The organism is Fibrobacter sp. (genome assembly GCF_045601785.1).
GTDB lineage: Bacteria > Fibrobacterota > Fibrobacteria > Fibrobacterales > Fibrobacteraceae > Fibrobacter.
On the sequence record NZ_JAZSAF010000042.1, the window covers coordinates 1 to 25,891 of the forward strand.

The 25,891-nt window shown below is 53.2% G+C and carries 19 protein-coding genes, 1 tRNA gene and 1 pseudogene; 8 read left to right on the forward strand and 13 right to left on the reverse strand.

The window, feature by feature from the left end; translation table 11 throughout:
* The 5 genes and pseudogenes from ACKI61_RS06120 to ACKI61_RS06140 all read left to right on the forward strand — a co-directional run.
* Window positions 1-195: pseudogene (locus ACKI61_RS06120) on the forward strand (dehypoxanthine futalosine cyclase); the annotation flags it as partial.
* Between the two features lie 433 nt (window positions 196-628).
* Window positions 629-2,437, forward strand: a complete 1,809-nt coding sequence (locus ACKI61_RS06125) for a BatD family protein (RefSeq protein ID WP_407456877.1) — start codon at window positions 629-631, stop codon at window positions 2,435-2,437.
* Window positions 2,438-2,479: 42 nt separating this feature from the next.
* On the forward strand, window positions 2,480-3,247 hold the full coding sequence (locus ACKI61_RS06130; RefSeq protein WP_407456878.1) for a tetratricopeptide repeat protein: 768 nt from the start codon (window positions 2,480-2,482) through the stop codon (window positions 3,245-3,247).
* Between the two features lies 1 nt (window position 3,248).
* On the forward strand, window positions 3,249-4,115 hold the full coding sequence (locus ACKI61_RS06135; RefSeq protein ID WP_407456879.1) for a nuclease-related domain-containing protein: 867 nt from the start codon (window positions 3,249-3,251) through the stop codon (window positions 4,113-4,115).
* Window positions 4,116-4,257: 142 nt separating this feature from the next.
* On the forward strand, window positions 4,258-5,529 hold the full coding sequence (locus tag ACKI61_RS06140; protein ID WP_407456880.1) for a M16 family metallopeptidase: 1,272 nt from the start codon (window positions 4,258-4,260) through the stop codon (window positions 5,527-5,529).
* A gap of 455 nt (window positions 5,530-5,984) precedes the next feature.
* Here ACKI61_RS06140 and rplT read toward each other — a convergent pair whose 3' ends face one another.
* From rplT to infC, 3 genes are read right to left on the reverse strand one after another with little or no spacing between them, the layout of a single operon-like run.
* A complete protein-coding gene (gene rplT / locus ACKI61_RS06145) occupies window positions 5,985-6,335 on the reverse strand; it encodes a 50S ribosomal protein L20 (RefSeq protein ID WP_073318484.1) in 351 nt (116 codons plus the stop codon).
* Window positions 6,336-6,346: 11 nt separating this feature from the next.
* Window positions 6,347-6,544 carry a 50S ribosomal protein L35 gene (gene rpmI / locus ACKI61_RS06150; RefSeq protein WP_072800243.1) on the reverse strand — a complete coding sequence of 66 codons (198 nt, stop codon included), beginning with the start codon at window positions 6,542-6,544 and terminating at the stop codon, window positions 6,347-6,349.
* Window positions 6,545-6,562: 18 nt separating this feature from the next.
* Window positions 6,563-7,189, reverse strand: a complete 627-nt coding sequence (gene infC, locus ACKI61_RS06155; protein ID WP_407456881.1) for a translation initiation factor IF-3 — start codon at window positions 7,187-7,189, stop codon at window positions 6,563-6,565.
* A 124-nt stretch (window positions 7,190-7,313) separates the two neighbouring features.
* Between infC and ACKI61_RS06160 the strand changes: the two genes are divergently transcribed.
* Window positions 7,314-7,385 (forward strand) — tRNA-Gly (locus ACKI61_RS06160).
* A 47-nt stretch (window positions 7,386-7,432) separates the two neighbouring features.
* On the opposite strand, the gene ACKI61_RS06165 is transcribed toward ACKI61_RS06160, so the two are convergent.
* From ACKI61_RS06165 to ACKI61_RS06200, 8 genes are all read right to left on the reverse strand, one after another.
* Window positions 7,433-9,292, reverse strand: coding sequence for a glycosyl hydrolase (locus tag ACKI61_RS06165; RefSeq protein WP_407456882.1), 1,860 nt, complete (start codon window positions 9,290-9,292; stop codon window positions 7,433-7,435).
* Between the two features lie 161 nt (window positions 9,293-9,453).
* The gene (locus ACKI61_RS06170) at window positions 9,454-11,310 is read right to left on the reverse strand and encodes a glycosyl hydrolase (protein ID WP_407456883.1); all 1,857 of its coding nucleotides are present in this window, start codon (window positions 11,308-11,310) and stop codon (window positions 9,454-9,456) included.
* Between the two features lie 161 nt (window positions 11,311-11,471).
* Entirely contained in the window at window positions 11,472-12,110 is a 639-nt protein-coding gene (locus tag ACKI61_RS06175) for a hypothetical protein (protein ID WP_407456884.1), read from the reverse strand.
* A 139-nt stretch (window positions 12,111-12,249) separates the two neighbouring features.
* Window positions 12,250-13,059 carry a glutamate racemase gene (murI, locus tag ACKI61_RS06180; protein WP_407456885.1) on the reverse strand — a complete coding sequence of 270 codons (810 nt, stop codon included), beginning with the start codon at window positions 13,057-13,059 and terminating at the stop codon, window positions 12,250-12,252.
* The gene (locus ACKI61_RS06185) at window positions 13,056-15,269 is read right to left on the reverse strand and encodes a UvrD-helicase domain-containing protein (protein WP_407456886.1); all 2,214 of its coding nucleotides are present in this window, start codon (window positions 15,267-15,269) and stop codon (window positions 13,056-13,058) included. The genes murI and ACKI61_RS06185 overlap by 4 nt, the downstream gene beginning before the upstream one ends.
* Before the next feature lie 101 nt (window positions 15,270-15,370).
* Entirely contained in the window at window positions 15,371-16,393 is a 1,023-nt protein-coding gene (locus tag ACKI61_RS06190) for a lysylphosphatidylglycerol synthase transmembrane domain-containing protein (RefSeq protein ID WP_407456887.1), read from the reverse strand.
* A complete protein-coding gene (locus ACKI61_RS06195; RefSeq protein ID WP_407456888.1) occupies window positions 16,386-17,522 on the reverse strand; it encodes a glycosyltransferase family 4 protein in 1,137 nt (378 codons plus the stop codon). The genes ACKI61_RS06190 and ACKI61_RS06195 overlap by 8 nt, the downstream gene beginning before the upstream one ends.
* Before the next feature lie 3 nt (window positions 17,523-17,525).
* Window positions 17,526-18,305, reverse strand: coding sequence for a class I SAM-dependent methyltransferase (locus ACKI61_RS06200; protein WP_407456889.1), 780 nt, complete (start codon window positions 18,303-18,305; stop codon window positions 17,526-17,528).
* A gap of 522 nt (window positions 18,306-18,827) precedes the next feature.
* On the opposite strand from ACKI61_RS06200, the gene ACKI61_RS06205 reads away from it, so the two are divergent.
* Window positions 18,828-19,640: an RNA polymerase sigma factor RpoD/SigA gene (locus ACKI61_RS06205; protein ID WP_173567280.1), complete on the forward strand. Its 813-nt coding sequence runs from the start codon at window positions 18,828-18,830 to the stop codon at window positions 19,638-19,640.
* An 82-nt stretch (window positions 19,641-19,722) separates the two neighbouring features.
* On the opposite strand, the gene ACKI61_RS06210 is transcribed toward ACKI61_RS06205, so the two are convergent.
* Window positions 19,723-22,116, reverse strand: a complete 2,394-nt coding sequence (locus tag ACKI61_RS06210) for a DUF4859 domain-containing protein (protein WP_407456890.1) — start codon at window positions 22,114-22,116, stop codon at window positions 19,723-19,725.
* 118 nt (window positions 22,117-22,234) lie between these two features.
* Window positions 22,235-23,923: a LamG-like jellyroll fold domain-containing protein gene (locus ACKI61_RS06215; RefSeq protein ID WP_407456891.1), complete on the reverse strand. Its 1,689-nt coding sequence runs from the start codon at window positions 23,921-23,923 to the stop codon at window positions 22,235-22,237.
* 146 nt (window positions 23,924-24,069) lie between these two features.
* On the opposite strand from ACKI61_RS06215, the gene ACKI61_RS06220 reads away from it, so the two are divergent.
* The gene (locus tag ACKI61_RS06220) at window positions 24,070-25,860 is read left to right on the forward strand and encodes an ATP-dependent nuclease (protein ID WP_407456892.1); all 1,791 of its coding nucleotides are present in this window, start codon (window positions 24,070-24,072) and stop codon (window positions 25,858-25,860) included.
* Window positions 25,861-25,891: the final 31 nt, after the last annotated feature.

The window sequence follows — 25,891 nt, forward strand, 5'->3', positions numbered from 1 at the left end:
ATCGAAGTCTCGCTCCTCGGCATGGGGCTTTCTTTAGGTGAACTCGGGCTGCATAGCGGCGCCGACGACATCAACAGCATCGTCATCGAAGAGAACGTTCTCCAGAACCACGGGCTTACCACCATCGAGCAAGCCGAAGAATTCATCAAGAACGCCGGTTTCACCCCGTATAGACGAACTCTAAACTTTGACTAAGGCGAGAGTCGCGACCACGACAAGGCAAAAAAAATACCGGTCAGCCTATTCAGCATAACCGGAATCATCAGAGAGAGAATTAAAAAGCGGGGGCGGCGATTAGGCGCGCTTGCCATACTTCTTGAAGCTCTTGATCAGAAGGGCAGCGAGAATGCAGTACATAAGTCCTTTTATCCTTTGTTTTTGTCGTTTTATCGCCGTTTTTCAACAGCGCGCCAAATTTAACAAAAATTTACTAACGCTTCAAGGGTAAAAGAATATATATTAAATTATTTGTTTATTACATTTTTTCCTAAAAACAGGGCAGTACGCGCGGACAGCACTTAGAGCACAGCTCTTTAGTGTGCATGGCCACCAAGGAGCAATGTGCTCGCAGAGGGGGAGACGTTCCCCTATATTTGTCTTTTCTAGCGAAATTTGGTATTTTTGGGGCATGAAACGAATTATTCTCCTTTGCCTTGCGTTGGCCCTGTACGCCACGGCGCGCCCTTCCCTGCAAGTGGACCGGGAACGCATCGAATCGGGCAAAACCTTTGGACTGCAACTTATATTCCCCCTGAACGAACTCCCCGAAAACCGCAGCGACCTGTCCATCGAAACAGCGAACGGCTTTACCCTCGCCGGAATCGACAGTACCGACCAGGTAATCCGCCCCAGCATGGATGACATGTTCAATTCATTTTTCGGTGGAGGAAGCCGCGGCGGCTACAAGGCCCGCGTCTATACGTTTAAGCTGAAAGCTCCGAAAAAGACCGGCCGAATTAGTGTCGGACAGATTTTCATGAACATCGACGGTCAAAAGCGCAACCTTACCGGCGACATTCCCCTTAGTGTGCAGCGCGCCTACTCCGATGACGCCCTCGCCGTATCGCTCACCCCAAGCAAGAAAACGGTCTACGAAGGCGAGCAGTTCAATGTGACTCTCGGATTCCACACCTACGAGCATTTCGAAGGCGGCCTACAGGCCACCGACATGAACACCGGTGACGACTTTATTGTACACCGCAGCGACCTTGCCAACATGAAGTTTGAACCCGTCGAAGGAAACCGCCGCGAAATGCAGGCGAGCGCCAAGTTCGCCTGGCTCGCATCGAACAAGAGCGGCAATCTGCAGATTCCACCGTTCAAGTTCAAGTACGTGAAGCGCGGTGAACCGAAAGTCGTCGAAGAGAACAAGCAGATGGGCGGCATGACATTCTCCAGCAGGAGCGTCAAGCAGGAATCGGTAGAGACCGAGACCCAGACGCCCGCTATTAATATTACGGTTAAGCCGCTGCCCGACGAGGGCAAGCCCGCAAACTTCAGTGGCATGGTGGGTAGTTACAGCTTCAGCGCAGACTTCGACCGCACAAACCTCAAAGTCGGCGAAGCCATGACGCTCACCATCAACATCAAGGGCGACGGCCTGCCGGGATCCATCACCGATCCCAAGCTTCCCGACTTCGGCGAGTTCCGCTCGGTGCCCCCCGAAAACGAAATCAACAAGAAGATTGTCGGCAACAAGGTGATTACGACCAAGAACATTCGCGTGTTCCTGTACCCCAAGAAGAAGGGGGATTTCACCATTCCCGAAATCACCTACTCCTGGTTCAACCCTGCCAAGAAGAAATACGAGACCGCCAAGGCGGGCCCCTGGAACGTCGTGGTTGAAAAGGGCGAAGCCGCAGCCGAGGCCATATTCCAGGCACCGATTGCGCAAGGCCCCGCCGCCGTGCAGAAACAGGAAATTGAATCTCTCGGTTCCGACATACGATTTATCCACAAGGTGAACAATTCCGCGAACAACGCAGCACCCTACAAGAGCGTCGCCTACTGGATTCTTTTTGCCGCAGCGATTCCGTTCTACCTGATTGTAACGTTTGCCGTGCGCAGATGCCGCAAGCACAACAGCGACGCCGCCCTGATGCGTAAGGGCAAAGCCAACAAGATGCTCAAGGCCCGCTTTGCAAGTGCCCGCGAAGCACTGCAGAAGGGAGACGCCAAGGCGCTCTATGCCGCGCTCGAAAACGGACTTATCGACTACCTGAGCGACAAGACCAACCTTGAATTCAAGGGAATGACTAGAGCGCAAATGAACGAAGAACTCGCAAAGCTCGGCGTAGGTGACGAAACCATTACGGCTATCGACAGCTGGCTCGAAAAGTGCGCCTTCGCACGGTTTGCTCCGGTGAACCCCACCAAAGACGAACAGCAGAAAATGCTTAATGATGTGGAAAAACTCTGCGATGGGCTGAAGGTATAACGAGTGTGAAGTGTGGAGTGTGAAATGTGGAATGAGTACTTTATGAAAAAATTTCTGTTTGTCTTATTCGCAATCGCGGTGGCGTTCGGTTCGGCCAGCGCCGCCGAGAACTGCGCTGGCATCGAGACCGGCACGAAAGCTTATAACGAAGGCGACTTTGAACGGGCCATCGACGAATGGCGCACCTGCGTAGACAACGGCGCCGAGAGCGCCGACCTCTACTACAACCTAGGTAACGCCTACTTCAGGAACGGGAACCTGGGCTTTGCCATCTACTATTACAAATCGGCACTGCGGCTTGACCCGAGCAACGACGACATTTTGCACAACCTCAAGTACGCGCAGGCAATGACCCGCGACAAGGTCGACGAAGACGGCGAAGAAAATCCGCTCCTTGCAGGGCTCTTCAAGGCGCACCACGCGCTTTCGCTCAAGGCGCAGATGTTTGTGCTGCTTGGGCTCTTCTGGGCAATGGCACTCGTCGCCATCGCAAGGCGCATCAGCCGAAGCGACCGTCAGAAGAACATCCTGATCGGTACGCTGTTTGTGCTGTCGGGAATCTTCTGCATTGTCGCGATGAGCGCCGGCTACAAGGTCTTTGTCGCCGAAACAGAAATCGAAGGAGTCGTCACAGCCAAGGACGCCGACGTGACCAGTGCCCCAAGCGACAAGTCTCAGACGCTCAACACGCTTTCCGAAGGCACCACCTTCGAAGTACTCAGCGAACAGGGGAACTTCGTCGAAATCCGCCTCGGCGAGAAAGTCCGCGGATTCGTAAAGCAGGGCGACGTAGGCATCGTCAAGAACTAGCATGACCCTTTCGACCCTCATCGGCATCGTCCTGGTACTCGCCCTTGTCTTTTTCAAGATCAATGGCAAGGCCCCGAAAAAGAACGGCAAGATGTTCCACAGCGACGGCCGGCGAAAGACTTTCCACGATTTTGAACAGGAACGTAAGCAGGGACTAGGCCACGAGATTCGTGGACTGGACAGGCCCTTTGAACTCGGCGGCTACGGAATCACGCACGCCCCCACCAGGGGCGAAAGCTTCTTCAAGCCCGACCCGAAATTCAACGACGAACGTATTACCAACGATCCCCGCGGGATCTTTGGAGAAGCGGCAATGATGGCGCTCACCGCGCGCGTCTGCGACACCGACAAGCGCAAGTATGTGCTGATGCGAAATCTCTATGTTCCCGCCCGCACGGGCTACACCGAAATCGACGCCTTGCTCTTGCATCAGTCAGGCATCTATGTTCTCGAGAGCAAGAACATTTCCGGAGAAATCGAAGGCGACCTGGAAACCGAACGCTGGACACAGCACCTGAACGAACGCACCGAACACACGTTCCACAATCCCATCCGCCAGAACATCGGGCACATCCTTGCGCTGGAACACTTCCTGAAAATTCGCCACGAACAGGCGCACTTTATTTCTTTTGTGGTCTTCAGCGACCGCTGCGTCCTGCGCAGAGTGCCCAGGGACAACGAATTTTGGAGCATCGTCCATTGCAGCGAACTGCAGGGCGCCCTGCTCAAGTGCATCACGAGCCGCAAGACCATTTACACCCCGCAGCAACTTGAAGATTTTTACTATAAATTGCAAAGTTGCATGAACGTGAGCGAAGAAGTGAAGGCAAAGCACAGGGAATATGCTAGTAAACGGAGTGAGCAATGAGGTCGCTCGTAAACTCGCTTCGAGCGCGCTACGCTTTGAGCAAAACATTAGGCGCCCTAGGCGCGATTATTTTTAACTCAAAGGGGCAAAGCCCCGTCCTCACCCCTCAAAGGGAGCCCTAGGCGACCGAGCTGAGACCTATATGAAACAGATTGTAAAAAAGACTATTCTCGATAACGGCATCACAATCTTGACGGACTACATGCCGCATGCCTACTCGGTCGCCGTCGGCGTCTGGTTGCCGCGCGGAAGCCGCCACGAAAAAAAGGACGAATACGGGCTCAGCCACTTTTACGAGCACCTGGTATTCAAGGGAACCGAGAACCGGAGCGCGCTTGAAATTGCGCGCGCCATCGAAGACAAGGGCGGAAACCTGGAAGCATATACCACGCGCCAGGAGACCGGCTTCTATGCGCAAATCGAACGAAGTCACCTGCCGCTTGCCATCGACGTGATTGCAGACATGCTCATGCACCCGCGCATGGACAAGAAGGAAATGGAAAAGGAACGCCGTGTGATTATTGAAGAAATCCACAGCTACGACGACATTCCCGAAGAAATCGTGGGTGACGTATTTAACGCCATCCACTTCAAGGGCTCAGGCATCGCCCATTCCATCACAGGAAACATTAGGCAGGTCAAGGCGCTGACGCACAAGCAGATGCTCAAGTATAGGGAGCAGGTCGTAAACGAGATTCCGTTGCTAGTATGTGCATCTGGTAAAGTCGACCACAACGAGCTTGTTAAACTTTGTACAGAAAAATTCGCACAAAAGAAATCTAGTGGAACTATTCCCACCGACATTTACAAGGCCACAAACAGCGTGAAGATCGTGCAGAAGCAGGACATCGCCCAGTCGAACCTCTTCTGGGGCCTAAGCTTTGACCGCAGCCTGATGGATGAACGCGGCCGTTGCGCCCTTTCGCTTTTCAACGTGGCGATGGGCGCCGGCATGGCATCGCGCCTGTTCCAGAAGATCCGCGAAGACAAGGGGCTTGCCTACTCCGTCTACTCCACCGCCGATGTCTACTGCGACTGTGTTGACTGGGGCGTATCGCTTGCCACGGAGCCGCACCAGCTGCGCACCGCACTCGACCTTTCTCTTGGAGAGACAAAGAAGTTCCTGAAACACGGATTCAACAAGGGTGAATTCGAACGCACCAAGGCCAACATCCTGGGTGGCATGTACCTCGGCGCAGACAGCCCCGAAAAGCGCGTCGTGCGCATGGCAGAACAGATGCTTCACCTGGGCGAATTCCGCACCATGGACGAATCCGAGAAGACAATCCGATCTATCACCGAAGACGAAGTCGTCGCCACAATGAACCAGCTTTTCAACTCGGCAAAGTTCTCTGCAGCTGTCATCGAACCTGCCGGGCGCAAGAAGACCGAACTGCCGGTGAATTTCTTCTAGCAGGGTTCATGAATTGCGCGGCGGAAATCCACCGCTTTTTACGCTAGCAAATCTGCGCATACAGACTAAATGGCCATTCGCTCGCATTTAGTCCGTAAAGGATTACTATGCGCACAACATAAACACGCATTTTCGCTTGCTTTATACAGACTAAACGGCCATTCAACCGCGTTTAGTCCGTAAAGGATTACTTTGTAAGAAACGCCAACATGTGTTTTTGCTCGATTTATACAGACTAAATGGCCATTCGACCGCATTTAGTCCGTAAAGGATTACTTTGTAAGAAACGCCCACATGTGTTTTTGCTCGATTTATACAGACTAAACGGCCATTCAACCGCGTTTAGTCCGTTTTTTTACGAAAAAGTGACGGATTCGCCGACCGTCGCGCATTCAAGCAAAAAGCGTCCCGCCTTTACAGACAGGACGCAATTTCTCGCGTTGAAGATGCAGCTATTAGGCAGCCTTCACAGTTTCCACGACCTTGGCAAAGGATGCCGGATCGGCGACGGCCATGTCAGCGAGAACCTTGCGGTTCAGCTTGATGCCCGACTTGGAAAGCTTGTAAATGAACTGGCTGTAGCTGATGCCGAGTTCACGGACAGCGGCATTGAGGCGGACAATCCACAGAGAGCGGAAGTCACCCTTCTTGTCGCGACGGTGAGCGTAGGCATACTGACCGGCATGGGACACGGCATCGATAGCAAGGCGAAGGTTCGACTTGCGACGGCCATAGAAACCCTTGGCGGCCTTAAGGATTTTTTTGCGGCGTTCGCGGGAAGGAACTCTGGTTTTAGCGCGTGGCATTCTTACACTCCTTATGCAACGACAAGCAGACGCTTGACATGGTAAACATCGACTTTCTTAACGAGAGCGCCCTTACGCAGGTTACGCTTACGCTTCGTGGACATCTTGGCAAGAATGTGGCGCATGCCAGCACGCTTGAACTTGACGTGGCCGGAGCCAGTCAGGCGGAAGCGCTTCTTAGCACCGCTGTGTGTTTTCATCTTAGGCATTTTTACCTCTTTAGGTTATTAAGTTGAAGCCTCACCTGCTGCCATGGGCTCGGTTACGGGCTTTGGTGCCGGGGCCTGCTTTTTGGCAGTACCTGCACCGCGTTTCGGACCGTAAATCGAGAGCATTGTGTTGCCTTCGACTCGCGAATCCATTTCCAGATCGCCATACTGGAGCAAGTCTTCTTTAGCGCGCTCCATCAGGCGTTTGCCGTAGTCCATGTGCGCCATTTCGCGCCCACGGAACTGCATAATAAGCTTGACCTTCATGCCATCCTGCAAGAACTCGGTGGCCTGCTTGATCCTGTACAGGTAGTCGTTCTCTGCAGTCTTCGGGTGCATCTTGATTTCTTTAAGCTTCACCACGTGTTGCTTGGCCTTAGCGGCCTTGGCCTTCTTGATCTGTTCAAACTTGAACTTGCCGTAGTTGATGATACGGCATACAGGCGGCTTAGCATTGGGAGACACTTCCACCAGGTCCAGTCCGGCGTCCTTGGCCATCTGGAGAGCCTGTTTGGTTTCCATGATGACGGCCTCGCCATCGTCTTTGACAAGACGGATCGGGGAAATGCGAATGTCTTCGTTAATGCGGGTTCCGTCGCTCTGTCTGTTCGGCATGCGGCGGTCGCGGGGGTTTTGTAACGCCAAGTTAAGCTACCTCTAGGTAAATGGTTATTGTGGCGGTAAATATAGTTTTTTTACAGAAAAAAGCAACATCTTTTTGGAATACCCCTTTGAAAACGCCCATAATTTTGTATAATTGGACTTGCTCGCGGCGGTAGCTCAATGGTAGAGCCTTAGCCTTCCAAGCTAATGGTTGCCGGTTCGATCCCGGTCCGCCGCTCTTAGACCCTTCCTCGGAAGGGTCTTTTTTTGAAGCCAGGGCCTTTCCTACTTGATCAAGACGGGGTGCGAAGCCGACTGCCCAGCCCCCTTGACGCGGACGATGTACTTGCCGCCTGCAAAGCCATCCAGGCTAAACTGCAAGGTTCCTGCCGACAGGCTCCCCCGGGCAAAGGTCGCCACGCGGTGTCCCAACAAGTCGAACAAGGAGATGTCGGCATAGCCCGGCTGCGGAAGCGTCACCACAAGGTTCATCCCCTGTCGGGCAACACTTAATTTATTTGCAATTCCCCCACGTTTAGCGACAAAGTCCGTCTTCACCTTGTCCCAGCCGGGCATGTCATCGAGCGCGATAATACGTTCGTCGTCAAGGTTCCTTTTCCACATATCGGTGGTCGTCTTTTCGAGGAAGTTTCCGCTCCAGGTCTGGCTCCAGGTCATCCAGTAACTCCAATAGGCCTTGTCTTCGGCAATGCTGTCGATATCGGGAATGGCGCCGTTTTCGCTCAAGGCAATCATCTTGTTCGTGCCCACGTCACTTACTATCTTGTTGAAGTAGTTGGCGGCAGAATTGTGATCGATTAGCGGGTCATAGATATCGACTGCGACAATGTCTACGTATGCATCGCCCGGGTACCAGGCCGCATTCAGAGCGCTGTAGTCGTAGCCAAATTTCGGATCGGTATTGATGTTCCAAACCCAGATGAGGTTCGTGAGTTTATTCGTATTCACCATGCGATCGAATACCAGGCGGTACAGCTGCACATAGCATTCGGCGCTACCCACGCCCCACCAGAACCAGCCACCGCTGGCCTCGTGCAGGGGGCGCCACACGACGGCGATTCCCTTTTCTTCGAGCTGTTTGAAGTAGCCCGAAACAATGTCTACGTCGGCGACAATGTCCTTATATTCCTGCGATGTCTCGTCAAGTTCCTGGCATTGTTCGCCCTTGAAAGCCTTGGTGTAGTTAAAGCAGGTATTTGTGTTCGAAGTGCCCATGACGCCTTCGGTGCAGCCGGGGTTGTTAAAGCCTGCGGGAGTGCCCTGCGTGTAGAATACGGTGTCTTCGCCGACCTTCCAGTGCCAAGTATAAGTCGGAATGCCGCCCATTTCCCACAGCTGCTCGGTCATCACCAGGTTGTTTTCGGTGTAGCCCCTGAACCAGCCTTCTTCATGGTGGCCGCCTGCCGCAAAGAGCATGTCGAAGCCGCCAATAGCGGGATAGTGTCCGCTACGCTTGTAGAATTCGGCGATGTCGGTCTGGCCCTTCCACGAAACTTCTTCGTCGCTGAATTTGCAGGAATCGGCGGGCGTGCAGCCGCCAGGCGGAATGAGCCGCATGTTGCCGTAGTCGTAGTTGAAGTTTTGGTCGCTGATCATCATGCCGCTAATAGTCTTCTTGCCGAAGTTTTCGCGGAGGACATTATAAATCTTCTGCGCACTTGCGCTGGCATTCGGCGTGACAGGGACAGGCCCAATGTTGAACACCGGATCGGGGTGGCGTTCGACGGTAATGTAATCCACGCCGAGAGCCTGGTTACCTACAGTAATCTTGTTCTCGCCGGCACGCATCTTGGCGGATGCCGAAACCACATAGCTCGAATCGCAATTACGCGGGGTGGTAAGCATGGAGCCTACATCAATACCGTTGACCGCAATTTTAGAAGTGGTCCAGTCATACTGCTTGATTAAAACCTTGGTGGTAATATCGTAGACGGCGGTTTCTTCGACCTTGACGGTGAACGTGATGCCGCTCGGGTCTTCCGTTTCTGCGTACTTTCCACCCGAAAACTCGGCTCCTTCGGCAACGCTTACGCCCGGCAAATCTTCGGCCTCGTACATGGTGGGGGCAGCAAAAGCAGATACCACGGAGAATGCGGACAGAGCCGCGAGTAATTTACATCCCATACAACACTCCATCATATTTGCCTTAAATATACCTTCGAAACCACCGAAAAATCACTTTGAAAGCAAAAAAGCGGAAAAGGCGTTGTCTTTACCGCAATAAAAAAGTCCCCACGGGCGTAAACCCGCAGGGACCTTGGAGTCATGAAGAGAAATGCGCTTGATTAGTTTCCGTTTCCGACAACTTCTGCCGTAATAAAGCTACCTTCTTCCACCTTGATCTTCTGAGCGGTATTGAAATCGTTAATAACGATCGTTCCATCAACGGTCACGTCGTCGTAGTAGACGGTTCCGTTAAAGCCTGCCGCAAAGATTTCGAGATAGACCTTCGAAATGTTCGACATGAAGGCCGTGTAATCGTCGCCTTCCAACACAACCTGGTCCTTGGCAGTCGTGGTAAGGTCGATTTCGCAGAGAGTCTCTTCGCCGGCGTTCACCCAGCAACCTTCAGGCTGAGCCCAGGCCCAGTCCGGAGCGCCCGTAAGGAAGGCTACCGTGAACCAGATACCAGACATCTGGTTGGTGTTGTACACCTTCATGGTAAGCTTCGTTGCGGCAGAAAGATCGGGAATATTCGCGTCGAGAATCACGACATTGCCTTTGGCGGTATCTTCTTCACCTGCGGCGGTGAGCTTCGCCTTGAGCCAGCCGTTCGTGGCAAGGTCTTCGGGGAAGATTTCTTCGATGACGCGAGCGGAATCGATAGAACCCAGGGCGTAGCCGACTTCACAAGCGGCAACCGGTGTCGTCGAAACGGAGTAGTTAGCCCAGCCCGGCATGCTTTCGAGACTAATGGTGCAGGGGCTTTCCATGTTCGCCTTCCAAACGCCAGCGACCGTGTGGTCCAGGAACTTGCCGTCCCAAGTCTGGTACCACGGCATCCACCAAGCCCACTTCGTATTGTTTGCAGCCATCGTAGACATATCGGGGATCGGGCCGTTTTCAGAAACGGCGAACATCTTGCCGGTTCCATAGTTGGTCTTGAGTTCAGAATAGGCCCTAGTGTACTTGGTGGTATAATCCCAAGCTTCGTAGATATCAAGGCTAATCACGTCATATTTGTTTGCACCTGGATTCCAGTCCGTATCCTTGGTGTATTCGGGGTTCCACACCCAAACAAGGTTCTTGACACCCTTGACGCCAACCATTTCGTCGTAGACCAAGTTGTAAAGGGCCTGGAACGCAGCGCCACCCTTGGTGCCCCACCAGAACCACTTGCCGCTTGCTTCGTGCAACGGACGGAAGATAGCGGCAACGCCTGCATCCTGCAGGGTAAGGAACATATCCGCAATTTCGTCAATGTCGCTCACGAGTTGCTTATAAGTTTCGGATTCGACATTCCAAGCGCAATTGGCTGTACAGGCAGGGTCAACGAATCCCTGGGTGAAATCGAATTCGGTATATTCGCTGGCATTGCCGGACTTGGTGTAGAAGGCATCTATCTGGTCGCTCGGATCTTTCCAGTGCCAGGTAAATGCGGGAATGCCGCCCTGGTTCCACAGATCCGTTGCGGCATCGAGCGCCATCTGGGTGTAGCTTTGGTACCAGGCATCGCCCGCATTTTTGCCCGTTGCAAAAAGGAAGTCGAAACCTACTAGAGCAGGGTACTTGCCGGTATGTTCGTAGAAGGCGGCCACATCAGGAAGTTCCTTAAGGGAGGCAGAGCTCACATCGCCTGTCATAACGCCCGAAACGGTCTTTACACCGTAGTTCACGGCAAGGAAGTTGTAAAGTTTCTGGGCACCTTCAGTTGCCCCTTCAGTCACGGGCAGGTAGCTGAACGAACCCGGAACAGCAGGCGGGTTGTCGATCGGAGTGTTGACATTAGTCGAATCGGTCGTTTTCGTAGAGTCATTCACCGTGGCCGGATCCCCGTTTACAGAAGTCGAATCACCAGGCACTACCTGAGGATCGTCAGTCGGAGCGGTCGGATCGCCGCTGCTCGAATCGTCAGAGCAGGCGATGAAAGTGGTCGCAAGGGCAGCAAGGCCCAAGGTAAAGACAGATTTTCTAATGCACATCTTAAGACTCCTTTTATATCGACTAGGAAAATATATTCTTGAAAGGCGTTTTCAAAGCACAATTTCAACACCGTTGAACAAATCGTTGGACTTTTCTCAACGAGTCCTAAAACGAAAAAAGCGGGTAAAAACCCGCTTTCTTCATCAATTTCGCCAATTAATTAGCCTTCTTCGAGGGCTTCCTTGTATTCGTCGACCGTTGCGATGTATTCGTCAATCATGTCTTCCTTGGAGTCGAGATAGGAAAGGATCTGTTCTAGGTGCTCCTTCTTGAACACGGCCTTGAGCTGGCGGCTGGCATGGCCACGGTAGCCCCATTCCTTCAGGATTTCGTCGGTCACCACGAAGGAATCGTTCATCGACACGAAACGCATCGGACCATAGACAGCCCAGTTATGTTCGAGCTGCATGCATTCCGGCTCTTCGAGTTCCGGGTTCGCCATATAGCGCTGGATGTGGCGGGTACGCACATCCTTGACCTTGTCGATGCGCATATAACCCATAATCAGGTACTTGTTGCGCAGTTCGGAATCGCTCAGACCTTCGTAGCGGGTGCCAAAGAGAATATAGCGGCTCTTTGCCTTGAGGATTGCGTTGATCGCCTTCACGTTGTAGCAGCTCATCAGGCCGTAGGTGCTAGTTTCGTAGTTGGGTTCGTAAAGGAAACCCTTGCCGTTTTCGTTGAGCTGGTCGCGGACCGGCATTTCGGACTGGTGGCTGGTTTCGACGTAGAGCAGGCTACCGGCAGCGTTGCCGCGGTAATCCTGCCAACCTTCGAGATTGATCTGTGTTTTAGGCATTTGTCATCCTCTCTAGTTAGGTTAAACTTTGGGAACCCCGAATTTTTGGTCCGGGGTCCCCTTTTTATATAAATCTTACAAGCGGACTACTTGTGGTAGTCCGTTGCCTATTCCAATACGCAAGATACAAAAAAATAAGCTAAAAGGTGATTGATTCCGCCGAAAAACCCGTCATTCCAAAGAGCGATGCCCCTTTTTCGAAGAATTTCGCGGTATCGGTCGTCAAGAACCTCGTTTTTCCATTTTTTGTAAGGCGAGATTCCATCTCCGGGTGGCGCCTCAGGTAGTCCACCGTCTTCTCGGTCACGATGTCCCCCTGGAAAACGAGCTTCACCCGTTCGGGGAGAGAGGCCCGAATTGCCCCTTCCAGGAGCGGATAGTGGGTACAGGCCAAAAGGAGCGTGTCGATTTCGGGATCTTCGGAGAGGAGCGCATCGATGTCCTTTTTCACAAAGAACCTTGCCCCCTCCGATTCGCGCTCGCCATATTCCACCAGCGGCACCCACATGGGGCAGGCATGCTGCGTCACCTGAAGTTCCGGGTAGAAATGCTTGATTTCGATCAGGTAGCTGCCCGAAGACACCGTCCCCGCCGTTCCGAAAATGCCGATATGGCCCGAGCGGCTGAACTTGCCGATTTCTTCGGCGGTCGGTCGCACAATGCCGAGCACACGCTTGTCGGGGAACTCGTAAGGGAGAACATCTTGCTGAATACTACGGAGCGCCTTGGCAGACGCCGTGTTGCAGGCAAGAATCACCAGCGGGCATCCGCGGCTGAACAGTTCGCGCACGGCCTGCAGCGTGTAGCGGAAAATCGTCTCGAAGCTGCGGGAGCCATAAGGGGCGCGAGCATTGTCGCCCAGGTACAGGTAGTCGTACTGCGGAAGCGCCTTCTGCAGGTTCTTTAAAATGGTGAGTCCGCCAAAGCCCGAATCGAAGACGCCTATCACAGTTCCGACTCCATCAGCCGATGTACCATCGGAAGCAGGTTCACCTTCGGGTCGAACTTCTCGTTTTCCTTACGGCATTCCACGACATCGATGGGAGCAAGCACCTTCACGTCCACCTTGCAGCGGCCACTATCCTTGCGGCGTTCCCAGACGGGGCCGGAACCCTTGATGACGAGCGGGAGCAAAATCGCATCGTTTTCGCAGGCAAAGCGGAACACGCCGCTCTTGAAGACGCCTAGTGCACCAGTCTTGCTGCGGGTCCCCTCGGGGAAGATAAAGATACGCACCGATTTTCCCCTTTCGGCGATCGCCTTGCGTACCGCCTTGGCGGCACCGCCCTTTTCACGGTTCACCAGGACGCAGCCAATCTTATGCATCCAGAAATTCAGGAACGGAATCCGGGACAGCGACTTCTTCGCCACAAAGCCAACCGTCTTCTGGATAGCCAGGAACACAATCGGGATGTCGGCAAAGGAGTTGTGGTTTCCGACGACGAACACGGGGCGGCTCCAGTCGACCTTTCCAAGCTGAGCCTGGTCTTCGATGGTCAAGTCCACGCGCAGCCGTCTCATGCAGAATTTTGAAAAATCCTGAATTTTTCGTTCAAGCCACGCATCAAAATTCCTGCCGTAGCGAAGCTTGATAAAAGGGAGCAACAGTATATACATCAGCATATACGCAAGCACCGTAACGGCTACATAGACCTTAAACAAAACAACAGGCATCTTTACTACCGGAACATTTTTCGATTCCCTGGGCAAAAAGCGCGAACGCCTAAAGCGGCGCAACTTGCCCTTCCAGAACCTTCGCTTGCAATATAACAAAAAGAGACACGCCTCGGCGCGGGTCACTCCCACATAATAAAGTCTTCGCTCCTCATCGAGCTGCTTTTTGCGAGCCTTGCGGTCCCCGGTACATTCGCCGGGAGTCAGTTTTTCACAAAGTCCCGCATAATAGACCACCGCATACTGAAGTCCCTTCGACGCATGCACCGTCTCGACATGCACACCGTCTTCCACGGTTACTTCGGGAGACGCAGACTCCTTTTCCGAACCGGATTCGGACGCAGTCTCCACGACATCGCCTGCCACGGGAATGTTGTAGTCGCGAAGCGCCTGCTCATAGTAAAGTCGTTGACGGTTGTAGCGAACCAGAATCGCAAAATTTTTCCAGGCAAGGTCATAACCGACGCGCATTTCCTTTATCGAAAGAATAATCTTCTGCACTTCTTCGACCGGATTATCGGACACCCAAATTTCGGGTTTGCGATTTTCCTTGTACAGCGGATTTCCGCCAGAGCCGTTCAAATTGCCAGCACGCAGCATCTTGCGCAGGTGAATCGGCTTGTTCTTGAAGATATCGTTCGCTAGGTAAAGCACATTCGGAACCGAACGGTAATTCCATTCCAAGCGAATCTGCGTCGATTCCTTGAAGTCCTCGCAGAAGCGCTCGATGTTTCCGATGTCTGCGCCGCGGAACCCGTAAATCGCCTGATCGTCATCGCCTACCACGAATAGTTGCTTGCGGTCGCCGAGCAGCCCTTTCACCAGACGGTACTGCGACGGGTTGATATCCTGGTACTCGTCGACCAGAATTTCTTTCCACTGTTCGCGAAAATAATTCCGAGCCGCCTCGTTGGTCTCGAGCAGCTGAATCGCCGAATAAATCAGGTCTTCAAAAACGACCTGCCCCGATTCAAGAACCGCCTCGCGGAGCGGCTGCAATTTTGCCGACACCGCCGCGCCATAGCAGTCCGAGAACAAGTTCTCCCGCGACACCTTGACTTTCAACTTGAGCTTCGAAAGCGCCTGCGAGAATTCACGTTCCGAAGATTCCGTTGGCGAAGGGATCTTCTTGAAGCCCAGGAGTTCGTAAGCCGGATACTCACCACCCGCTCCATTCGGAATCTTGCACTTGAGCATGTACAGTGCAAGCGAATGGAATGTACACAGCCGCACGCCCGCATTCGGGAACAGTTTCTGCACGCGCTCCCGCATTTCGGCGGCGGCCTTTGCGGTGAAGGTCAGCGCCAAGATTTTTTCAGGTTCTACACCGCAAAGAATCCTGTACTGGATTCGCTTGGTCAAGACAGAAGTCTTGCCCGAACCGGCCCCCGCCAGAATCAAAAGTTGCGCATTTTTCTCATGGTCGTGCAGCACCGCCGCACGCTGGTCAGAATTCAATCCCTTGAGGATTTCTTCGGCGTCCATAACGCCTCGCATGGATTGGGGCGAAGTACATGTAATTCGCCACCGCTATCTAAAAACCGTCGCATGCCCCAACGTTTCAGTCCAAGGCACACACCGTCGAATTATTTCGGTTCGCCTTCAGCCTTAGCCGGCACTTTTGCCGCAGGCGTTCCGCCGAGCAAAAACACGAATGCGCCGAATAGGCTCAGCAGAAGGCTCACAAAGTAAGCGAGCAACTGAATTACCACCGATTCAAGCCCCGGCACCCCGGCACGCGCAAACAGCGACTGCGCCAAAAGTTCACGCGGGCCGAAACCGCCAATCGAAATCGGGAGCGCACTCACGATTGCAACCAGCGGGATGTAATAAAAATACCACGAAATCGACAGGTCCACGCCCACCGCGATTCCGCAAAAATAATGCACCAGAATTCGGAGCCCCTGAGTCACCGCCGAAAGCAAGTTAATAGACGCCAAAAGCTTTACCGAACGGAATTGCTGGAATCGTTCGAACATGTGGATCAGACGTTCGTTAACCTTTTTCGGAAAAATCTTCGTAAGTACCTTGCACAAGAGGCGCCCGAGCCTACGGCTGCAAAGGGCGGCAAAGAGTGCACAAAAGCCTAGAAAAATCCATACCGAAGGCCACATGAACGAGCGCTGCGCCTCGTCGTGCATAAAGAACAGAAGCCCCATGGCAAGCGCAAACAGCGTAATAAAGAAAAGTCCGTAAAGGCGGTCGAAGAATGTCGCCGTGAGTCCAGCGCCCACGGAATCTTGCCCTCCCTGCATACGGATGTCATAAACCTTCTTGGCATCTCCGCCCACATTGCCGGGCATAAAGTTGTTGAAGAAGAGTCCCACATAATAGAGCTTGAGCAGATGTCCGTAACCGAGTTTCACGTTCTGCTTTTCGAGCAAAAGCTTCCACTGCAGACACGCCGTAAAGTTCGAAAGGCCAAGGCACAAAAGCGCAACAAACAAGGGCCACACGCTGTGCGCGCTAAAAAGTCTATACAGATCGTCAACGCTCCAGTCCGGCGCCTTCACGATGTTTCGGTACACAAAGTAAGCGGGGACAATCGTCACCACCAGTTTCAAGCAAAAAATCAGCACCGATTTCAGTCGGCCATTCATTTTACTCATTTCCACCCCCCACTTGTCGCTCTATAACGGCGTCCTGCAAAAGATCAAGAGTCTTTTCAGCCGCAATGTCCCAGCGGAACTCGCCCGCATAGCTTTTTGCCGCCGACGAAAGTCTCGTGCGCAAATCGTCGTCGCTATAAAGCCGGTCCATTTCGGACGCACAAGTATGAAAATCCCCCACCGGGAACAGGAGCCCCGTTTCGCCGTTCCTAACACTATCGCGGAGTCCCGGCACATCGCTTGCAATCGTCGTCGTTCCAAGCCTTGCAGCTTCCACTACCGTGAGGCCCCAACCTTCCTTGTAGCTCGTCTGCAACAATGCCACCGCCTTCTCAAGCAAGGCGCGCTTCTTCGCAGGCGACACAAAGCCCAAAAGTTCAACACGCTCCGTAAGCCCGCGTTCCTTGAGCCACGCCGGAATCTTTTTCAGGAGCGGGCCGTCACCTGCCACCACGAGCTTTACATCCGAGTGGTTCTCGGCAAACTCTTCGAATGCCTCGAGCGCCGTCCAAATTCCCTTGTAGCGGTGCACGCGAGAAAGCCACAAAAAATACGGCGTACTCGGCACGTCTTCGGTCGCCAAGACCTGCGACGGATCCACATCATCGGAGCCATTATAAATCACCGAGATACGGTCTTCGGCAATTCCAATCTCTTCCAGTTCGTACTTGGTGCTCGGGCTCACCACCACAAACGGCTGCTTGCGGTAGAACCACGGAATAACGCGTTCAAATGCCCACACCATAAAGGCAATCGGGAACGACGCCTCATGGAAAATGGAGCCACGCCACAAGTGGTGCATCTGTACCACCACCGGTTTCTTGGTCAAGAACGGCGTAAACAGCGGAAGCTTGTTCAAGTCTTCCACCACCACATCGAAATTGAATTCACGATCCAACTTGCGGATATTCATCGCCGTCGTCAGCTGGAACAGCAAATCGCCACCCTTGCGAACCACCTCGATTCCGTCCACCGTTTCGCGAGGCTTGCAACCTGCAAAAGCCGTCGTCAGGAGCACGACCTTGTGCCCCGCTTCTGCCACAAGCGAAAAAATGCGGTGTAAATGTTTTTCAGCGCCCCCTGCAGCAGGGTGCATCCGGTCGCGGTAATTGACTACAAGGATGTTCATCGGCTAGGGCTTTCTGCCCAGGACTCCAATGCACAACTGCGTGTAGTGCATAAGCGAATTGTTTTCGAGGGCATCCAGAATGGCGTCCTTGGCCTTCTGGTAGGCAGTCCCCTGCAGCGGATACTTCGGCAGTTCCACGCCCACCTTGAAGCCCACTTCGCGCACAATGCGGTAGAACAGATTCGGGCGCATCCAGTCGCCATAATCGTAAACGCATTCAAAGCCAGCATCGGTCATGAGCTTTTTCAGCTGCGGCATGGTGAACTGCTTTTCCCAACCGGCAAACCACTTGTCCATCGCAATCAGAATATGCTTGATCACGGTGTACGGGTGAACGGTCTGCGGAACGTCGCACAGGCAATGACCGCCATGCTTTAAGATACGGTAGTTTTCCTTGATCAGCGGAAGCGAATCCTTGAAATGCTCTGCCAAACCCTGGTGGAAAACAAGATCAAAAGTGCAATCCGGGAACGGCGCCTTGAACGCATCGCCACGGACCAATTTCAGATTGTCGTAAAGGTTGTCCTTAGCTCGAATGGCATCTACAATCTTCAAACTATTCTCAGCGTAATCGAGCACATAGACATCGGCACCCAGGCGGGCCAGTTCGGCACTGTCGCGACCGGTACCGGCACCGACCTCCAAAACCTTCAGGCCCTCGAGCTTAAAATTCTTCTTAATCGTATTCAACACCGACGGGGACGAAGGGTACACCTTGTCCATATCGTTCTTCTGTTGCCAAAATCTGTTCCAGACAGACTGATCAGGTTCTTTAATAGACATAGCGTGTAAAATATACGAAATTTCGTAAGACCTTTTTATAAAGGGGGAAGGCTCCCCCTGGTGCAAGCCACGGCTACTGTCAAAATACGGCCGTCACGATGTTTTCGCTCACTCGCAGACAGACCGTTCGGCTTTACAGCCTCTCTCTCGTAATCACCCCACGCTTAACGCTTGGGGCATATTACTCACAGCGGAAAAATCCGGGGCTCTCCAACAGCCGTAAAGCTTGGTATGGGGCTTCCGCTACCCCCTCCCCCTCTCCTAAGGGCTTTGCCCTTAAGAACCCTATATAACTCCGAAAATCTAAACACGCTATGTCCGTGGACATTTCCTAAACACTTACATTTTGTCATAAAACTATGACAATTATTTGAATTTTACGACAAAATTTTCTATATTTTTAGACAATTTTCGAAAAAAGGTGACAATCATTGTTAAATCTGATACAGTTTGCAATTTTTTTACACTATTGGCACGCATCTTGCTTAAAAAAAAACGATATTAAGATAGAAAGGTTGAAAAATGCATATTGACTCTACAGATACTACTTTAAAAAGATATCTTGAAGACATCCGACGCACAGCACCTCTCTCCCGCGAAGAAGAACAGATTCTTTTCCAGAAAGCGAAAGAAGGCGACAAGATTGCCCGCAAGAAGTTGATTTCCGCAAACATGCGATTTGTCCTGAAGGTTGCCATCCAGTACCGCGGCTGCCCCATTCCGCTGCCGGACCTGGTGAGCGAAGGCGCCATGGGACTTGTCCGCGCCATCGAATCCTTCGAACATACCCGCGGCCTCAAGTTCATCAGCTACGGCGTGTGGTGGATCAAGGCTTACATTACCCGCGCCATCAACGAACAGGGCAACCTGATCCGCTTGCCGGCGAACCAGCACCTTCGCGTGCGCAAGGCCCTGCACGAGCAGAGCCGCGGTAAGGAAATCAACGAGGAAATCCGCGAACTCATCCAGATCGGCCAGCGCGGCGTTTCCTTCGACAGCCCCTTGAAGGCAGACTCCAAGGCGACCTACGCCGAAGTGCTCCCCGACGGTTCCGCATCGAACCCGGAAAACGAATCTGAAATCCACAGCGTCGAAGAACTGTCGAGCGGTCTCATCAGCGAACTTCCGCCGCGCGAAGCCCGCGTCATCGCAGGCATCTTCGGCATCAACCAAGAAGCCCCGCAGACACTTCGCGAAGTGGGTGAATCCATGAACATTTCCCATGAACGCGTCCGCCAGCTGCGCGACCAGGCACTGCGCCGCATCCGCAAGAGCTACGACAAGAAGTACCTGCAGGACAAGAAGAACGCTTTCCTTGCAGCGATCAACATGTAAGCTGCGGTAAACGCAACAAGCCGTTTCTCAAGACAAGAGCGCCCCGGCATTCGCCGGGGCGCCTTTGTTTGGTATCATCGATTTATCGGAAAATGCTTATCGATTTCGCTTCGCGGTAGCTACCGGTTGTCACCTTGACGATATAGGACCCCGTCGGCATTTGGCTCAGGTCAAACGAATGCGAATGAGCGCCCGCGCTTTGCACCCCCACAACTTCCTGGGCTATTAGAGCGCCAAAGCCCGTAAACAGGCTGATTTTTACATTGTCGCGCTGCGGAAGCGTGTAGCGAACCTCGATCTGTCCGCGACGAAGCGCAAGGTCGATATGAGTCGAAATTCCTTCGAGTCCATACATCAGCGCCATCGTTGCCTCGTCGCTTCCCTTTTCGTTGGTAATAGTCACGTTTACCTTGAACAGCACCGATTTTCCGTTGTGCGAAAGCCCCTGCGTAAAGCTGTACTTTTCGCCGTCCTTCACGCGGTTCGGATAATGTCCAACGGCAAGCGTCCCCTTCGACAAGTCAGCTTCGCTGAACACGTAGGCGGATTCGCCCCATTCCACCACCTTGCCGTCTTTACCGAACCAGTGTCCCGGAGCGGTGGCGGTGCTGTTGGTCACCATGTTGCCGTCGCTTTCCTGGGCAAAGAAGGTCGCCTGTGAAAGAGTCGCCGCAGTAAGTCCAAGCTTTTGCGCGATTTCGTTTACATCAAATTTTGCCGCAACCGTCGCATAGTTGTCGTCAATCGGCAATGTCACCGTGATGGTGTATGTCGTGGCATCGTCCGAGACAACCTTTTCGGAACTGCTGGATGCCGGCACGCTGCTAGAACTTGCAGGCGCGACAGAGCTGCTCGAAGCTACAGAGCTACTGGACGCCGCCGGGACCTCGCCAATTTCGGGCCACTTGTAATCCAATTTGAAGTCGTTGTAGTACTTGACGTTTGCAGCCCCTGCGCCACTCACGCCCGTTTCCAGTTTCAACTTATAATCGTAATGCAGCTTGCGAATTCCCGTATTGCCGGTGTACTGGTAATCGGTATTCACGATCACCGCGAAAACCATCTGTGTGCCATTCGTCGAAGAAGGCGTTTTGTCCAGGCGAAGCGTCGCAGAGCCCTCGCCCGTAATGGGTTCGCTGTAAACAGGTGTACCGTCAGTTGCGCGGTAGCACAGCAAGAAATTCATGTTACTGTTATTGGAATTTGCGCCGTTCGGGTAGAAGCTCACGGTGACTTCTTTTGCGCCGTTTTGCACCTTCAGCGGCACCACGTTCGAGCCAGACCAACCCGGAGTTGTTTCCTGATTCGGTACAAGGTAACCGTTGCTTTCCGTTACCGTCTGGTAAGGAGTCATGGTCCAGGTGTAGCTTTTCCTGTTGTTGTCCCACATGTCCTGTTCCCAGTAGGTGTCGCTTCCGAAATGCTGATTCAGCAGGTTCTTGATTTCGCCGGACCATTTTTTCATGTCAAGCATCGCAAGCCTTGCGCGGAATTCGGTAATAAGCCTGCGCACGCCCGCATCGCCAAGGCCCTTGTCGAGGCCATAGGTTTCAAGTAGGTATTTGGTCTTGCCGTAAGCGTTTCCGTAAATCCAGCGAACAGCCCCCGTACCAATCCACGTGCCGATAAACGTCGGGAAGATGTTGCTGTACTGCGAGCCCCCCAGCAGGTAACGCTGATTCTTACCGGTCACGCCACCGTCATCGGCACCACCGCCGGGGCCACCGAAAGTACCGTCAATGAGCCAACCCGAATAGCATTCAATCGGCATGAACGGAGCCATAAGCGTTGCCGCATTCAAGAATCCCATGCCGCTGTATACACCATCGCGGTGACTGAACATATCCTGCTGAATCCAGGTGTTACCCGCTTCCTGGAACCAGTGCGCATCCTTTGCGCCGGGGTAACCGTTCGTCATCGAGTGGATCCCCTCGTGTATCATCGCATCCATCTGCGCCACACGATCACGGTAAGGACAACTTGTATTGAAACTATACAGCGGATAGAACGAGGCTGCCACGGCCGTGTAGCCCGCCACCCATGTCTGCCAACCGCCCGTCGTGTCTTCCTTTGCTCCACCGGCACATGTCCCCGAGCCGTAGTAATAAACGGCGCTGTACTGGCCGTCCTGCGCCTGGGCATCCGGCGCCCAGCCCATCTCATTGTACAAATACTCAAAGTCAGTATCGTACTTCTTGAGGATCGAATCAATCGTCACATCGGTAATGCGGCTGTCGCGATCCTTGCCCCAGTAGAACGCCCACCATTTACCGGCCTTCTTTCCGGTAACGCCCGAACAATTGTTGTTGAACTTGGTCGGCGGCTGGATATCGCCCAGATTCGATTTCGTATCGTAATCCAGGTCGCTGCGGTAACCGGGCCATGTGTAAGCATCACCCGACGCCGCGTATGCGTGAACACCTAGGGCAGCCGACAAAACGGCGCCCGGAATCAATCCCAAACAACTTTTTTGCATAACACACTCCAACTTTTATGCAACAATAAAAATACTCCCTAGCAAGCTAAGGAGTATCGAAAACTTTGTTTACGTGTTGTCTAAGGACAACGGGCTTCGCCGCAATTATTTTTTGCCTCTATTCAGCCGTAACGATCGGCCAATAATTTTCGGGACGCTGGTTCAGGTAGGTAAGGCGTGTCCAGTCGTCATCGCGGTAACAGCTACCGAGCATGAGTTCGTCAATCGTACCGGTAAAGCCGCCGACTTCAAAGTCTGCGGTATCACGAACGCCCGTCCAGGCGATTTGTTCCGGCTCCGTTTCTATCTTACGGTCGTTCACGTAGAAATTGGACTGCGATATCGTATGGCGGCTAAAGGCGACATACACCCACTCGCCCGCCTTAATATCAGACGTGCCCGACGACCAAGCATATTTCACAGAATCAGAACTTGAATCGGGGACCCAGAGGTCCACGACAAAGCCTTTTTCTGGAACATAGCGCAATGCATATTCCTTGGACTTTTTGAAAATGGTCTGCTCCGCTTCAAGACTTTCGAGCTTTACCCACACCGAGAAGCAGAAATATTCGCTACCGTCGTAATTCAAGTTCACCTTGCGCGAGGAATCAGCCGCACTCGAATTCTCGGCGACAATAACATCGCCTTCTTCAAGCTTTGCACCCTTGCCCACAACACCGTCGGCAGCCACGGCCCCTGTCGGCAGACCTTCGAAGTAGCCCTTTTCCGCTCCATCGTCCACAGGTGCAAGACCGCTATCGAAATGCCACACCAGCGAATAGCTGCGGTTCGTGGGGAACACATCCTTTGCGTACGCAGGGTCCATGGTGTTGTCAAAATGGATTTCCAACGAATCAAAAACATTCAGCGAATCGACACTCACCCAGAACACGGCCTCCTTGGCAGAAGCGTCAAAGTAGGTTTGCGCAATAGGGAGCTTCTTGCTGCGGTTTCCATCCTGCGAAATGCGCACGGCCTCCCAACGGCCGTTCACCACCTCCGCAGAATCAAAAGCAATTTCTGTCAAGCGGATGGCCAGCGGGAAATCGCTCACGACGGTACCGAGCGAATCGATTCCTTCGGGGAGTGCGAGCGGAGCTTTCATTGTGTACGTCACCGAATCGCCCCAGACTGTAGTCTCTTCAGGCTTTACGGAAACATCCTTAAATCCAAACGGGCTCATGCCATCCATGTAAACCATAAGTTCAAGCGTGTCTGCCGGGAGGCTATCGACCACGATTTTCCCGTTCTGCACAGAAACCCTTCTGCGAATCGTCGTCCCGATGACAATGGCCTCACCGCTTTGGTTTTCGCGGAATTCACCCGATACGAGAAGTTTGACCGTACCCGGACCTTGCAACGTGTCGTTTACGGTAAGCGGTTCATCTTGTTCGGCACTCAGGTTCTGCACAAGAAGCATCTGACCCGATTCCTGGTGGAATGCCTCGAGAGTGAAGCTTCCCGACGGGATGGAATCAAACTCGTAGTTGCCGTTTTCATCCGTTTCGGTTTCGAACGCAGAGGGTAGAACCCGTTCAGCCTCGCTTGCAGCAATGATGTTGTAGTCGCCCGGCACGCACTGCACCCGCGCATGCACAGCCGGCTTGCCGCCATCCAATACCAAGATGCCCGCGAGTTCCGGGGACCCCGTCTCGGCGCTGTTGCCCGCCACGTGGCTGTCGGACGAGCACGCCGCAAGAATGGAAAGGGCTCCGCCCACTGCAAAAACGGAAAAAACAGGAGCTACGGCAAAGCTCCTAATACGACCAAAAAATGATCGCAAGCCGCGACTTGTTTCAACACTCATCACCACTAATATAAATATAGATTTGCCTAAACGGAATCGAAATGCCCCCCAAAATTAGCCGTTGTTCGCAGACAACGCCCAAAAAAGCAAAAAAAACGGCTTTTTTCGTGTTCACACCCGACGCTTTTTATATACATTCAGGGTATATGACACCGCAAGCACTGAGACTATCCGAAATTACGATTTCAAATCTGCGTTCTATCCAGAAGCAGACATTTCCTCTCAGTAGCTTCACCGCGCTCATCGGATACAACAATGCTGGCAAGACGAACATCCTGATGGGCATCCGCTGGCTTTTGTCCAAGTTTTCGTTCGACATCTCCTATTTTGACGACCCGAACCGCCCTGTCGAAGTCACCGGCGTTTTCGACGGCATCACGGAACAGGTTCTTGGCCGCCTAGGAGAGGAGTACGCCCAGGAAGTGCGCCCCTTTTTACAGAACACGCCGCAGGGCCCCGGCCGCCTGCGCGTAAAGAAGGTGCAGCGCATTCCCGGCGAAAATCCAGACAGCATCGAACTTTTTGTTTTTGTCCCGAGCAATCACCGTAAGGGCGACAAACGAGAATGGGTCAGGCCCAATGACGCCTTCAAATTCGCCTATCACCGCATGTTCCCCGAAGCGATCGCCATCTGGGATTTCGAAGGAAACCAGGCGTTCACCAAGTTGCTTCACGAAATTTTCAAGCCGCTGGAACGCCGCTTCGGCAGCGAAATCAACTCCCTCCTGGGCAAGTTCAGCGACCTGCTTTCGCCGGGAAGTGAAAATCGCGCCGCCGAAATCGGGGCATTTGACCGCGAAGTCAACGAAAAGCTTTCGCCGTTGTTCCCCAGCGTAAAAGTGGAGCTCGACATTCCGATGCCGACCCTCGAGACTTTTCTCAAGAAGGCAAGCCTCAAGGTCATCGACGAAGACGACGGTTTTGAACGGGATATCAGCTGCATGGGCGAAGGCAGCAAGCGTGCCATTCAGATGGCGTTGGTGCGCTACTTGGCCGATGTGAAGAAGCACCACCACAACCACTACCTGAGCCGCACGCTACTTCTCATTGACTCACCGGAGCTTTTTTTGCACCCGCAAGCCGTCGAACTGGTAAGGGTCGCCCTCAAAAATCTTTCAAACGAGGGATACCAGGTGGTGTTTGCAACGCACAGCGCCCAGATGGTCACCAGCGAAGATGTCAGCACGTCGCTGCTCATCCGCAAGAACAAGGAACGCGGCACATTCATGCGCAAGCGAATGGAAGACGCCGTGCACCAGGTAGTTCAGGATGCGCCAAGCCAATTGCAGATGCTATTCAGCTTGTCAAACAGCAACGAGCTCCTGTTCGCCGATTATGTGCTTTTAACCGAAGGCAAGACCGAATGGAGAGTGCTCCCGGCACTATTCGAACGCATCACTGGGCAATCCTTTGCCTTAATCAAGTGTGCCTTGGTGCGTCAGGGTGGCGTGAGCAACACCCGCAAGAGTATGCAAGTACTTGCCGCCATGGACATGCCCGTGCGCGCCATTGTCGACCTGGATTACGCTTTCACAACTGCAACCCGCGACGGATTTCTGGAGGCAAACGACCCCGACATCAAATACTGCCGCGACCTTTTCCGAGAGCTCGCCTTCCACAACCACCTGCGACTTGTAAACGGGCTACCCGTCAACAAGCACAGCAACATCAACGCAGCCACGGCGTACGCCATGATGGCGGACATGGAAGAGGCGCAACAGCCCATCCGTAGCATCCACGCCAAGCTCCGCAGCCAGGGAATCTGGGTATGGACCCGTGGCGCCATCGAAGAGCACCTGGGGCTCGAAGCCAAGAACGAACAGACATGGAGTAAGTTCATTGAGCGAAGCAAGTCACCGAACTTCGTCAAGACGCTTCCCGATTACAAGGGTATCGAGGAACTGTGCCAGTGGATTATTGACGGAAGCAGGTCCTAGTAAAGCGACAACGACGCCATTAAAGTTTCTA